Below are 14,621 nucleotides of genomic sequence, written 5' to 3' on the forward strand. Positions count from 1 at the left end.
AATATAGAAATATCCGTTTATTTTTTGAAAGGAATGATACATATGATAAATAAATTAAAAGAAAATATAGGATCTGTTTTTGTTGGTAAAGAAGATGTTATAGATTTACTCCTTGTTTCCTTGCTTGCTGATGGACATGTACTACTTGAAGATGTGCCTGGTACGGGGAAAACGTTACTTGCGAAAACACTTTCTAAAAGTATTGGTGGTAAATTTTCTCGCGTTCAATTTACACCGGATGTACTTCCAAGTGATGTAACAGGTATCGAATATTTCAATCCGAAAACGAGTGAATTCGAGTTAAGACTTGGACCAGTCATGACCAATATTTTGCTTGCTGATGAAATTAACCGCGCAATGCCGAGAACACAGTCTAGTTTATTAGAATCAATGGAAGAACGACAAGTAACGCTTGAAAAGCAATCTACTCCTCTTCCGAAACCGTTCTTTGTTATTGCGACGCAAAATCCAATTGAATCACAAGGAACGTTTCCTCTACCAGATGCACAGCTTGATCGTTTTTTAATGACCATTTCAATTGGCTATCCGTCTCCAGAGGATGAGCTACAAATGATGCGACGTTTTCGGAGTGATGTACCACTAGAAAGCGTCAAACCTGTTATTTCTTTTGAAGAGATTTTAGAAGCACAGAAACGAGTAAAAGAAATTTTCGTATCAGAACCGTTAGAACATTACATTATTAAACTTGCTCATGCTACAAGAAATCATGATTACATCGCTAACGGTGTAAGTCCACGTGCCACACTTGCTTTAGTGCGCGCCGTACAGGCGTTAGCTTTTTTACGAGGAAGAGAATATTGCACACCTGAAGATATACAATTTTTAGTTCCTTCTGTTTGGAATCACCGCATTGTCTTATCAATGGAAGGCGCATTGCGTACGACAAAAAATGAAATTATACAAAGGATTTTAAAAGAGATTGACGTACCAGTGGAGATTGAGCAAGCATGAATGGACAGCGCGTTGTAACTGTACCGTTATTTTTCCAACTCCATATTATTCAACTAACTGTCCCAGGCGCTATACTATTTACATTTTTTATGCCGCAACGAATTATTATGTTTCTCTTTTTCTTCTATTATTTATTTGCGATTTTTATTTATAAATATGTCGCTTACATAGAGAAGAAATTTGAAGTTATAAATGAGAAACAAACGACTCGGCTTTTCCCTGATGAATCTGGACAGTTTTTTATTCATTTAAAAAATGGAGCAAATATACCAATCGTTAACGGTGTTTGTTATTTTCATTTAAATCCGTCCCTACTGCCACAAAAAGATCAAGGTATTGAACAAATATCGAAAACGTTATTTTCTTTCCCGTTTTCACAACCTGCTCATTCGGCGCAAAAATGGGATTTAACATTAACCGCAACGAAGCGTGGTGTATATCAAATTGAACAGTTTGAATGTGTCTTAAAAGATCCTTTTCATCTTTTAACTGTACATTTACCCATTTTTGATAAATTACGGACTGAAATTATTGTGTACCCTTCGCCTAAAGACGTAGCAGGTTTGCAAGAACTACAGCAACTTTTAACAGGATCTTATCGAACGAATTTTTCTTTTTACAATGATGAAACATCTATTATCGGTGTTAAACGATATGAGCGGGAATCTTTCCGTTCTATTCATTGGAAAGCATCTGCTAAAATGCAGGAATTACAGGCGAAGCAATATGAACCTGTTAAAAATTATAGTTGGACAATTTGTCTTTCATTAGCTGCTGATCGCGGATTTGGTTGGAAAGATAATATAGAAGACCTTATTTCATTTGCTACATACATTTGTCAATACGCAACGAAGCATCAAATACCGTTTGAATTATTTATTAGTGTATTAGCAGAAGGTGGTCCTCTGCATTTACCATTAAACGAAGGGCAAACACATTACGCAAAAGCTTTAGAGGAATTGGCACGTATTTCAGACGATAGCACATTAATTCCGAAACAAGGGTTTCTTCATTATACAAATAGAAAAAGAGAACGATCATCTACAATGATATACATTGGTTTACAGAGAAATGAACTCCCTCTTCTCTCTCAACCTACGTTTCTCATTACTAACGAAGGGATGGTGGAAAAGCTTGAAAACTTGGCTCTATCACGTTAATGACTTTATTCTGCTGCTCCTCCTTTCGTTATTAACGGAAAGGGAAGAACTTGTTGCTGTTGCTATATTTTTAGCAACAGGATATGTAGGGGTACTTCTAATCCATAAACTAATGAAGAAAAAAACAACAGGTTTTGTCATACTGTTACTTACTCAAATAATCGGTTGTTCTATCTTTCTCCCTTTCTCTCTATTTGGCACAATAATGTTACCTCTTTTCTTCTTTATCGTACATGTTGTCGGGCCGGGATATCCAGTTCAAAAATCGTTAGGCGGCATAGTTTGGTTTGGTATTTCAGCTATATTTTATGCGCCCTTTCCACCTTTGTGGAAACTGTTACTTTTAGTTTTACACATTATGATTACGTTTTGGTTAACTGGGGCAAATCGTAATCAACAGTTATTACGTTTCGCTTCTCTTATTACGATTGGAATAATTAGTGCTTTCCTTATTCCTATTTCCCCATACATTCGCCTTCTTTTTTCTTATGTCGTACAAGTAGTTGCTTTAGGATTTGGATACGCCATTAATCCGTTATTTTCGGCAGCTGAATCAAAAGAAACTGATGATTTTTGGTTGAATAAAGGGAATTTAAAGGATCCTCAAATTAAGGATGAGTTTGGACAGCGGGATTTTGATCCAACTCTTATAAATAGTATTACAATTATAGTATGTACAACCATTGCTATTTACATCGTTTGGAAAATAATAAAAAGGCGAAAACAATTCAGTTTACCGAATATGCCTGTCTTCGAATCTACTATCATTACTGATAAAGAAGGAATGAGCCAAAAACGTTTGAAGCGAAACAAACCGCCACATAACGAAATACGAAAAGAGATTTTTAAACTGGAGAGTAAATTAATTCCTCCTTTAAATAGAAATCGAGGAGAAACTATTGAAGCATGGTTAGAAAGAATAAATAGTGAAGAAGATGTAAATATTGAGAGTCATATTGTTATAGACGCTTATAATACAGTGCGTTATTCAAATGGTGAGAATATGATGCTACTTCAGGAATTTAAGGAAGAGGTTCATAAGCTTTATGTGTATCAGAAAAGTTTGAAGAAAAGAAAGAAATAACAAAAAGACTCCTATTTTCATAGGAGTCTTTTTATACTTCTACGTTACTTTTTAAATTGAAGCGTTTTTCCCTGCTTCAATTTCTAATGACTCTTCATGCCACCAAAGTGTTTCTTCAGGGTCTTCTTTCGCAATTTGATGTGCTTCTTTTTTCGTTTCTACTGTAGGATATGAACCTTTTAGTGCACGTCCTGAGGTTGTAACAAATAAAACACTAAATACGACTAATCCAATAACACTTACACCCGCTAAATAAAATGCTGGTGCCAGCGGGTTACCTGTTGCATGAACTAAGTATGAACATACAAGCGGCGTTGTTCCACCGAATATAGATACAGAAATATTAAATGAGATCGAAAGTGCTCGATAACGTACATCGGTGAAAAAGAGTGATGGTAATAACGAAGGTAATGTTCCTTCGTATACACTTAGGAAGAATCCTAATACGAAAATCCCTGCAAATATAGCTGCAATATGTCCGTTACCTATTAGTAAAAATGCCGGAATTGCAAATACAGTTAAACCGAGTAAGCCGATTTGCACGACGCGTTTATTACCAATTTTATCACTTAATTTACCGAAATATAGTGCTAGTGGAATCATAAGTGCCATCGTAATAGAAATAATTAATAAGCCAGTTGTTTCTTCGACTTTAAGTACTTGAGTTAGATAAGAAGGAATATACGAAAGAATCATATAGTTTGTAATATTAAAGAAGGCGACAATTACTGTGCTTAATAAGAAGTCTTTTTTGTGATATTTTAATATATCCATAAATGAAAATTGTTCGTTTTCTTCAGATTCCTCTTGTGCTTTTTCCATCTCTTCAAAGATAGGAGATTCATCTAAATGACGGCGTAAGTATAAACCGACCAAACCAATTGGTGCAGCTATTAAGAAAGGAATACGCCAGCCCCAGCTGAGCATTTGCTCATCTGTTAACAATAACGTCAAAATGGTAACAATTACCGATGCAGCAATGTAACCTGAGAGTGTTCCAATTTCAAGACCACTACCGAGTATACCACGCTTTTTATCTGGAGAAGATTCTGCGATATAAACCATTGCACCTGAATATTCGCCGCCTGTAGAGAAGCCTTGAATCATTCGGGCAACTAAAAGTAGTATTGGTGCCCATACACCAATTTGTTCATAGGTTGGTAGTAATGCGATGAATAATGTAGAAAGTGCCATTAAAATAATAGTAGTACTTAACACGATTTTTCGGCCGTACTTATCTCCTATTCTACCAAAGAATACACCTCCGATTGGTCGAACGAGAAAGGCTGCTGCAAATGTACCGAATGTAAGTACAAGTTGCAATCCACTATTATCAACACCTGAGAAGAATAATTGACTTAAAATTACCGCTAAATACGCGTATAATCCGAAGTCAAACCACTCCATTGCGTTCCCAATACCAGTAGCAACTACTGCTTTCCTGGCTTGTTTAGGATTGACAATATTAACGTCTTGAGGTTCAAAATTTAAATCATTATTTTGTTGCATATAATAAAACAGCTCCTTTTTTAATTTAACTTCTTTAAGCACACCTTCTCTTATTGAATAAAATTAATTCGAAGCACTTAAGGAAAAGCAACGTCTCCTTTTCTGTTATTATTATTTCACATAATTAATTATTTGTCCAATTAAATGCTCTTTTTGTATAAATTTACACCCTATTTAACTTTTCATAAAATGAAGTTTAGGCTATATAATATATACCTTTACACTACAAATGAACCTTTCATTTATTTAAATTTATTACATTTCTATCATCGCTTCCTCTAACATAGAAATTAGTAACTTCCACTAAACATTTGTATATATTTAAAAAGCGAAATTATTAGCTCAATTTCACCTTACGAATATTTCTGCGTTTTCATTTTGATTGACTTTAGTTTCTGCATGAATACTCAAATAACTTTTCTTGTATTTAATAATAATTTATACAGAAATAAAGTGAAACTTTAATCAGTGGAGTTTTCTTCATCCCCCACTGATTATTAGCCCTCACCAATCGGACTTTTATGGGCAGCCCGACCCCCACCTAAATTCTTTGCTTTCGCTGCATTTTGAGGTGGGGGTCTTACTGCCCATTTAAGCGGGATAAAATACCGTTACAGCTTTATTTACTCTTTACTGAAAATAAAAAAGTAAAAACTCCTTCCTTTATTTGAAGAAGTTTTTACTTTTCATTAACCTTTTCACTTTCTCTCAGTAAATTTCTTTAATTTACTCATAAAATTAGCAGCATATCCTGTTATAAAAAATCTTTGAAATTTCTATTCTTCAATAAATAAGATAGCCCTTCTATATGATCTCCAGTAATTCTCAATACAGCTGGTGGATGTCCTACTGTTGCAAAGTGCTCGTTTGGACGAATACGATTTGGTTTCATTACATCTACAAAATGGACACATTCGACTTTATATCCTTCTAATATTGCCTTTACTTGCGCAACACATGCTGTGTGAAGAGTGTCCCAGCCGATTCCCTCTAAACATTTTCTACTAATAGCGTGGGGAACAGCAATTGTGGATCCCACACCTAAATCTTTACGATTACAAGCAATATTCAACATATATTTATATAAACTTACAATATATAGAGGAAATCTAAGATTTAAATTTAAATCATTTAAAACCATATCAACACCATCTGCAACAGCCTGCGTTAACGGATGAAGGTCTTTTGCTGGAATAGCAAAATCAGCATCAATAAAGAGAAGTATATCCCCTGTGGCTTCTTGTGCACCAATTGCCCTTCCTACATCATGCCCTAATCTTTCTTGATAAACAATTACTGTTGCCCCTAATTTCTTAGCGATTACTTCCGTCTGATCTGTTGACCCATTAATGACAACAATTATTTCTTTCGGTTCAACTTTTCTTGCCTCAAGAATAACTTCTTTAATCGTTGATTCTTCATTTTGTGCTGGTATAATAATTGATAACTGTTTTCCATTATAAATTGATGAATCCATGCCCCATCCTTTATAGAAACGTGAATAATTCTTTTGTTTTTTTAGTTGCTCTATAATTTCTCTTTTTCTTCCTCCATCTGTATAGTTACCTCTGTCATCTTTTCGGTGTAACCAACGTTCCAAAGCTTTTACATTCTCTTTAATCTCACATACTTCTAATTTCGTTAATTCATTTTTATAGAAAGAGGTTTTGTTTGCGGGTATGTCATTTAAAGAGGTTTTAGTTATAGCTGACGAGGAGCGTAGTCGCCACCCTTTCTCATTAAGAGTTACTAGAGAAAGAATCGGATTTTGCAAGGTGTCATATCCAATGTCTTCAATTGCTTTTTTTGTAATAGCATATGGCATAGATAACATCGAATCATATTTTAAATCCATACGTCCCAATACATCATTTATTATTTTTCTATACACCATAGCAATACTTGGCCATTCTGCTCTCATCTTTTCAAAACATACGGAGTCTATGTTATTCAAAATTACATCCTGTTCCTTTTTTAGTAGCGGTTCTAAAAATCGTTCTAGTTCTACCGAAAAGATAACATCTTCTCCATCTAAAAATAAAACTACATCTCCATTGGCGATTTTCGCTCCATGAACAGATGCTTTCCGTTTGTTTTTCTCTTCTATAACAATAACGTTACTTTCAACAAATGTAGGTATAGCTTGTATTGTACTCATTCTATCATCAGCTACAATTATAATTTCTAGTGGTTTTATATGCTGTACTTTATTTAAAATTTGATTTAATTTCGATTTTTCTTCTCCTAAAACTATAACAACTGACAGCCCAACTTCTTTCTGTTCTTCTTTCACAGTTTCATTAGGGGTTACTTTTTTTATATATTCAATTGTTTCACTTTTCCCTACTGCTGCATGTCCTGCTTTTTTATCGAAATATAGGTCTATTACAATTTGATTTACTTCAATATCCTCACCCAATTGTTCTAATTCAGAAATAAATGGCAGTAAATGATTTTGCACATCAAATTCACACGTGAAATTTTGCAAAAAATAAATATTCGGTACATATTTAATATGATTAAAAAATTTCACAGCATTAATTCTTTCCCCGAATTTCTCCTCAACTTCTTCTCTTGATAAACCTGGATAAGATAAATCGAAAACTAGATTTATTGGTACAGGTATCCATTTTAATAAATTTGTTTGAGGATTATTTATTAAAGCTGTGGAACCCTTAACGAATCCAGCTAAAATTAAAGACATAAACCCTCCCCCGGAACTCCCATAAAACAACACATTTTTTGAATCAACTTTTAACTTTGTAAATACTATTTCTAAAATATTAGCTATATCCTGTAAATAAAATCTATCTAACTCCCCTTGCCCCCAACCTAAAGATAATTTTCCAAGATATAAAGTAGGATCATTAAAATATATAACAGTATCTTCAAATTCATCCATCCATGAATGTCGATGAAAAATAGGCGGACCAATTGGCTGTTCTTGAAATCCACCTGCTCCGGATCCGAAAACAATAGTGTTAGAAGCACCGGGCTTAATACGAATTAAAAATTCATACGTTACTTTATCCCAATCAACCTTGAGTATAAATGGTTCCGTAGTTTGAAAATCTATTTGCCATAATTCTTCATATGAAATGTTAATTTTTTTGTACTGATCTATCAGTTTAATCACCCTTCCCATCCATTTCGAGATGTTCTATTAAGTAAGAGAGAGCTTCAACGTGATCACCAATTATTCTTAATACCGCTGGTGGATGTCCATTATGACTTACGTTCTCCATTAAACGAATTCTGTTTGGTTTTACAACATCAACATAATGTACACATTCTACTCTATACCCTTGTAATATAGCTTTTACTTGCGCAAGACTAGGGCATAGTAAACTTTCCCATCCTATTGCATCTAAGCATGATCTACTCATAGCATGCGGAATTGCAACTAATGAGCCATTACTTAATTCCGGACGATTATATGCTAAATTAAGCATATACTTTACGACATCTACAACATAAAACGGAGGATGTAACATCGGATTCAAATCATTTAATGCTATGTCTACGCCAGCTGAAACTGCTTTTGTAAAGTGATGTAAATCACTTCCTGAAACACTAAAATCACCATCAATAAATAAGAGAATATCTCCTGTAGCTTCAAGCGCTCCAATAGCACGTCCAACATTATGACCAAGTCGTTCTTTATATTCAATAATAGTAGCACCAAGTCTTTTAGCGATATTGGCAGTACTATCTGTCGAACCATTTACAACGACAATTATTTCTAGCGGTTCTATTTTTCTTGCCTCAAGTATTACTTGTTCTATAGTTTCTTCTTCATTTTGCACTGGTATAATGACAGAAAGTTGCTTCCCGTTATAAATTGATGAATGCATACCCCATCCTCGATGATAGGAAGGATATCGTTTGCCTTCACCTAACTTTTGAATAATATCTCTTCTTTTTCCTGCATCAGTAAACCCTACTCTTTTTCCCTTTTTCTCTATCCATTTAGAAATACCGATTAAATATTTTTCCACTTTCTCTTTTTCATTTTCTAATAATTCTTTTTTAAATAAATCCCCTTCTTCTTCTAACGTTTCATCTTCAGATAACGTTTTTATTGCATATTGATCGTTAATCCGCCAGCCTTGATTCACTATGTTCATATGAGCTAGAACGATATCTTTTATATAATCAAAACCGATATTTACTACTACTTCTTTCGTAAGTGCATATGGTAATGAAAGTATTGAATTGCTTTTTAAATCTGGTCGACATAAAATTTCATTTAACATTTTTCTCCAAACAATATCCATATTTGGACATTTACCAACTTCAATAAATTTATCTATTTTGTTTAACACTACATCAGCCTGATTTGTAATGACTGACTCAATAAAATTCTTCATTTCATTTGAAGATAATGAAAAATTACTATTTACAAATAACAATACTTCTCCTTTTGCTTCTTTTACAGAAGCTTCATACCCATCATAATGGGTACTATATTTATTCATCAAAACAATATGACATTTATGTTTCTTTGCTATTTCATACAAATTACCACTATCATCAGGAAGCAAAATTATAATTTCAAGAGGATTTAACTTCCTTATAGATTGAATTGACTCTTCTAACATTTGCGCTCTTTCACTGTACAACATAATAACCGTTAACGATTTCATTACACGCCCCCTTTACACATCATGTGACATTAATTGAAACTTTAATCAGCCCTCACCAATCGGACTTTTATGGGTAGCCCGACCTCTACTTAAGTTCTTTGCTTTTGCTGAATTTTGAGGTGGGGGTCTTACTGCCCATTAAAGTGGGATAAAATATTAAGTATTACCATTTCCTATGAATTTGCTACTTTATTAACATATTCAAAAGTGAATTATACTGTGTAAAAACAACCGTCTATTTTTGAAAATATAAGTTCTGTACTTACCTCCTTCCTCTTATCATTGTTTGTTGCAACTCTCACCGTAAAAAAGCAAAAAAAAAGTCCTAATTTCTTTAGGACTCTTTTAAACAAATTTATCAATATTTTTAATTTTATATTCTACCTTTTTCCACGTTATACCGCGATCTTTTGTAGTAAATATTTCTTTTTTATTACACGCCCAACCTTTACGCCGATTAAAAAAATGCAAACAAAATATATTTTTCAACAATGGATTACTTGATACTTTTATCCATTTTGATCCTTTTTTTATTATTTGATATACACTTCCATTTTCACTATTTATAACCCAGCCATAATAGAAACTAAAAAAAGAAACAGCCACTTTCGTAGTATTTATTGTTTTATTTGAAATTTGCCACGAATTCCCCTTATCAAATGAATAATTCATTAAAAATATGTTATCATTCATTTTGGTTGGTATTACTAACAAGTTATTTTTATAGATTGCTTTATAAGCCATAGCAGTCCCATTATTAATACCTTTAAGACTTGGCATATCTTTTATAGGCTGCCACCTTTCCCCACCGTCAATTGTTTTAAATACCACCGATGTTTCATATTGTTTTTGTAATGAAATAAATCCAACTAACTCGTTTATAAATGTTATCCCTGAAATACTATCGCTAATACTTATATTTTTAATTACTTTCCATACTTTCCCTTTCGTTTTCAAATAGTATAAATTATGTTCAAATTTATTTGATGCAAGCTTTCTAGATAATACAATCCATATACGATCCATATTCGTGGCATGCAATTGTACTTGAACATCAGTCGATTTCTCCCAATCTTCTTCAATTGGTAATGTAAACTCACTCCATCTTTCCCCTCTATTAACTGTATAAAATATAGCAGGCAATAAATCGTTATTCGTTTTTGTTAAACCATATGCCCAAGAACTTTGTTCGTTTATTGGATATGCAAATAATACAATTGAATTTAGAGGATTAACAACATCCCATTCTACTCCTCCGTTCCGAGTATATAAAATGGCTTGCTTTTTATTTGTATATTGAATACCAGCCCAACCAAATCTATCACTTCGCATTTGTAAAGAAGTAAATTGAATATCATTATTTTCCAATATATCACCTCATTCTTATCATATTTATATTCGTATGCTATCATTTTTAAAATGTTCTATCCTTAGTTGTTAGTACCAGTCGTTTTACCTACTATCTTTATTTACTTACTTTTTCTTTTTTTCACCACTCTAATATCATTCAATATTGTATCAAATCTATTAAAACCTCTTCTATTTTCCATTATCATTTAACAACGGTTGTATTTTTATAAAATTCTAAAATAAAAAGCGCACCCCCATTATAAAAATATCACTAACAATTAGGGTGCACTTTTTATAAAATATAGCTTTAAATTTTTAAGCACTTACTACAGCAGCAACTATATCCATACAAGAAATAAATTGATTAATAAATGCATCAATTTCTTCTTTTGTAATTATATATGGCGGAAGTAAACGTATGATGTTCCCTTGTGTCACATCAACTAACATCCCTTTCTTCATTAGCTCTACCTGTAATTTCTTCACATTTTCATTTGTATCATTCAAACTAATTCCAAACATCATGCCAGCATGACGTACTTCTCCAATATAATAAGAATTTTCTTTCTGAATTTCTTGCAATTTATCATTTAAATATAGTGACGTTTCATACGCTTCTTGCATTAAACCATCGCCAATCAATGTGTTTAATACCGTTAACCCTAAAGCCGTTCCCATTGATGAATGAGCAAATGTTGTGCCGTGATCTCCTGGTGCAAATACATCACATAACTTTTCACCAACAATAATTCCGCCAAGCGGTATCCCGCCTCCCGCTCCTTTACCTATTTGAATAATATCCGGTATAATATTGAAATTTTGATAAGCAAATAGTTTACCAGTTCTCCCCATACCGCTTTGTACTTCATCAACGATAAGTAGTACATTATATTTCTCACATAAGTTTTGAACACCATGTAAATATTCACTTGATAAAGGGTATATCCCTCCGCTACCTAATACAGGCTCTAGCATAATCGCAATTGGATTTTCATGAATAATTGTTTCTTCTAATTGCTCTATATTTTCACGCTCTACTTCATATACTGGAATCGATGTTTTAGGGAAATTTTGATATACACTTTCTTGTCTCGTGAAATGAAGTGCTCCTAACGTACGTCCGTGGAAACTATTTTTCAGCACTACAATTCCTTCACGTTCCTCATTTGTATTTGCTCTATATTTATCAATTAATTTTAATGTTGTTTCTGTCGCTTCCGTACCAGAGTTTGTAAAAAATACTTTTCCGTTTTTTAAAGAGCACTCCACTAATTTCTTTGCATATTCAATCGCAACTGGGTTTAAAAAATGAAACGGCAGATGCAACGATTTCGTAACTTGCTCCATTGTGGTTTGCACGATTTTCGGGTGATTGTATCCTAATACGTTCACTCCGACACCAGAAAATAAATCTACATACTCTTTACCATCCACATCATAAAGCTTTGATCCTTCTCCTCTTTCTATTGCAACCTTCGTACGACAATACGTAGGCATCATATATTCTTTATCTAATTGAAACCAATCCGACATTTTAAATTCCTCCTAGTTTTTTTCCTGTTTATTCTCTATAAAATCATGTATAAATTCATTTTTAAGATTGTAATTTTAATAGTAATTTTCTTCTCGATATCCATTTTTCCATAATTTCTTCTAATTCAACAGGTCCACTACATGCACGTTTTTTTCATCTAGCGGTCTGTTACTACTTTGCCGGTCATACATAATCAAGGCTATGAAATCATATTTAGTAACAATGGACAAAAAAGATTTGGAGGCAATATCGATGAATGAAAACTATGATAAACAGAGGAAATCTTTACTAGGGAAAGACTTTAATGCAAATGAAGAACGTAATGAACAAGCTACACTTCATTCTCAAACAGTTGGTTCACGTGGACCTGTTCTAGAGCAAGATAGTGTACTTCACGAGACGTTACAACAATTTATTCATGAAAAAATTTTAGAAAGACCTGTTCATGTAAAAGGATTTGGTGCGTTCGGTTATTTTCAAACGATCTATCCAATGTCTGAACATACGAAACTAAGTTTTTTACAACATTCTAATGAAAAAGTTCCTGTTATGGTGCGATTTTCATTAGCTGTTAGTACGAAAGGAACACCTGATACTTCTAGAAATGTACGTGGTTTTTCTACAAAGTTTTATACAAAGGAAGGTATTTTCGATCTTTTATGTAATCACATCCCTGTCTTTTCCGTTCGTGATCCAATGCGCTTCCCGGAAACGATTCACGCGTTGTCACCTTCACCTAAAAATAACTTAATAGACCCTAATAGATTTTGGAACTTTGTCGCTAGAGCACCTGAATCCATTCATTTCGTTGTTCGTTTATACTCTGATAATGGTACGGCCAAAAGTCTTCGCCATATCCCAGGCCATAGTGTAAATACATATGTTTGGAACAATGCACAAGGTAACCGAAAGTATGTAAAGTATCATTGGTACCCATTTGAAGGTGTACAATACATTACTAATGAGGAAGCGAATAAACTGGCTGCCGAAAACCCTGATTATAGCGGGAAAGATTTATATGATGCAATCGCAAATGGTAAACCAGTTGAATACGGATTATATGTCCAGCTCATGGACCCGAAAGATGAAGCACATCTTTCTTATGACCCGCTAGATGATACAAAAGTATGGGATGAAAAGTCGTATCCTCTTATACCAGTAGGCAAAATGGTATTAAATAAAAATCCTGAAAATTATATGGAAGAAGTAGAAAAAGTCGCCTTCTCCCCTTCTAATTTGCTAGACGGTGCAGAACTATCAGATGATAAAATGCTGCAAGGACGCGCTAACATTTATAGCGATTCTCAAAGAAGAAGAATTGGACCTGCATTCCGCAAATTAACGATTAACCAACAACAAAATTGGACACCTGCTAATCAAATAGCGAGCGGCGATGGAAGATACGTTGAAGGTAAACTTGAAAGAACGTCTATATCGAAACAGGATGACTTTACGCAGCCTGGTGAATTTTATGCGAAGTTAAAACCGATAGAAAAAGAACACCTTGCTGAAAATTTAGCTGGTGATTTGAAAGTTATATCCGATGATATTAGAAAGATCGTTTTAGGGTATTTTCATAAAGTGTCAGCTGATTTGGTGAAGAGGATTGAAAGTACGATGCAAAAGCTTTAAGTATATAAAAAACGTCATTTTTAAAATAAAAAATGACGTTTTTTATGGCGAAATTACTAGAAATTTCTACCACTTCATTTACAATTATTAACGAATTTTTCCACACTTAAAATTCCGTTATTTCATTTTAGATTATGGTACTCATTTCTCTTTTTCATATAATCTTTTTCACATTGCAACGGCTTGAATTTTACTTTTTTCCCTTTCTTCTTTTTCGTTTTTATAACGAGCCATTCCCCTTTTTCAACATCTAGTTTTAGGCGTTTCATTACATTGATATTATCTTTTTCTTTATAAAGTAAAAATGCTTCTTGAGCCCTCACAAATAAGCTAGGCTGCTCGCTAAATCCACCACTATCATAAATTTTAGTTAGCGAATTATAATAAGAATCATTTTCTCTTCCACCATACATCAAATGGGCCGCATCCAGGTCTCTTTTACTTACTTCCCAAAAACTATGTTCATCAATTTTTAAATTAAATGTGGATTTAATATCACTTATTATATTCTTCACATGCTTGTCATCTCGAATTTTCCTTTTTTCAAGACAATCAGAAGATAGCTCTGGTGCATCCGTTTGAGAATGTACAACTTGTTGAATAGATACACATAATATAAATACACTTAAAATATACAATATTTTTTTCATATTTACGTATCACCTCAAATGATTTAGATACTATATTATTTGAGGCTTATAATATTCTTATGCTAACTATGTGAAAAGCCCTAT

Annotated in this window: 10 protein-coding genes; 4 read left to right on the forward strand and 6 right to left on the reverse strand. The window is 33.4% G+C overall.

Features of this window, described 5'->3' with window-relative positions:
* The first annotated feature begins 42 nt into the window (after window positions 1–42).
* Genes AC3WTI_RS05880 through AC3WTI_RS05890 form a run of 3 tightly spaced genes read left to right on the forward strand, consistent with a single transcriptional unit; the run spans window position 43 to window position 3,216 of the window.
* The gene (locus AC3WTI_RS05880; RefSeq protein ID WP_087955875.1) at window positions 43–972 is read left to right on the forward strand and encodes an AAA family ATPase; all 930 of its coding nucleotides are present in this window, start codon (window positions 43–45) and stop codon (window positions 970–972) included.
* Window positions 969–2,132, forward strand: coding sequence for a DUF58 domain-containing protein (locus tag AC3WTI_RS05885; protein ID WP_097841261.1), 1,164 nt, complete (start codon window positions 969–971; stop codon window positions 2,130–2,132). Before AC3WTI_RS05880 ends, AC3WTI_RS05885 begins: the two co-directional genes overlap by 4 nt.
* Window positions 2,107–3,216, forward strand: a complete 1,110-nt coding sequence (locus AC3WTI_RS05890) for a DUF4018 domain-containing protein (RefSeq protein WP_097841260.1) — start codon at window positions 2,107–2,109, stop codon at window positions 3,214–3,216. The genes AC3WTI_RS05885 and AC3WTI_RS05890 overlap by 26 nt, the downstream gene beginning before the upstream one ends.
* A gap of 51 nt (window positions 3,217–3,267) precedes the next feature.
* Here AC3WTI_RS05890 and AC3WTI_RS05895 read toward each other — a convergent pair whose 3' ends face one another.
* The 5 genes from AC3WTI_RS05895 to AC3WTI_RS05915 form a co-directional block, all read right to left on the reverse strand.
* Window positions 3,268–4,725 (reverse strand): MFS transporter, encoded by a 1,458-nt coding sequence (locus AC3WTI_RS05895; protein ID WP_087955869.1) that lies wholly within the window; start codon window positions 4,723–4,725, stop codon window positions 3,268–3,270.
* Window positions 4,726–5,479: 754 nt separating this feature from the next.
* A complete protein-coding gene (locus AC3WTI_RS05900) occupies window positions 5,480–7,870 on the reverse strand; it encodes a glycosyltransferase family 2 protein (RefSeq protein ID WP_253621587.1) in 2,391 nt (796 codons plus the stop codon).
* On the reverse strand, window positions 7,854–9,371 hold the full coding sequence (locus AC3WTI_RS05905) for a glycosyltransferase (protein ID WP_087955867.1): 1,518 nt from the start codon (window positions 9,369–9,371) through the stop codon (window positions 7,854–7,856). The genes AC3WTI_RS05900 and AC3WTI_RS05905 overlap by 17 nt, the downstream gene beginning before the upstream one ends.
* 345 nt (window positions 9,372–9,716) lie before the next feature.
* On the reverse strand, window positions 9,717–10,739 hold the full coding sequence (locus AC3WTI_RS05910) for a sialidase family protein (protein WP_492304344.1): 1,023 nt from the start codon (window positions 10,737–10,739) through the stop codon (window positions 9,717–9,719).
* 297 nt (window positions 10,740–11,036) lie between these two features.
* Window positions 11,037–12,254 (reverse strand): aspartate aminotransferase family protein, encoded by a 1,218-nt coding sequence (locus AC3WTI_RS05915; protein WP_097841258.1) that lies wholly within the window; start codon window positions 12,252–12,254, stop codon window positions 11,037–11,039.
* A 223-nt stretch (window positions 12,255–12,477) separates the two neighbouring features.
* On the opposite strand from AC3WTI_RS05915, the gene AC3WTI_RS05920 reads away from it, so the two are divergent.
* Window positions 12,478–13,887 carry a catalase gene (locus AC3WTI_RS05920; protein WP_142306520.1) on the forward strand — a complete coding sequence of 470 codons (1,410 nt, stop codon included), beginning with the start codon at window positions 12,478–12,480 and terminating at the stop codon, window positions 13,885–13,887.
* A 122-nt stretch (window positions 13,888–14,009) separates the two neighbouring features.
* On the opposite strand, the gene AC3WTI_RS05925 is transcribed toward AC3WTI_RS05920, so the two are convergent.
* Window positions 14,010–14,537 carry a hypothetical protein gene (locus AC3WTI_RS05925; RefSeq protein ID WP_097841256.1) on the reverse strand — a complete coding sequence of 176 codons (528 nt, stop codon included), beginning with the start codon at window positions 14,535–14,537 and terminating at the stop codon, window positions 14,010–14,012.
* Window positions 14,538–14,621 lie beyond the last annotated feature (84 nt).

It is taken from the genome of Bacillus sp. EB106-02-03-XG38 (genome assembly GCF_058792175.1).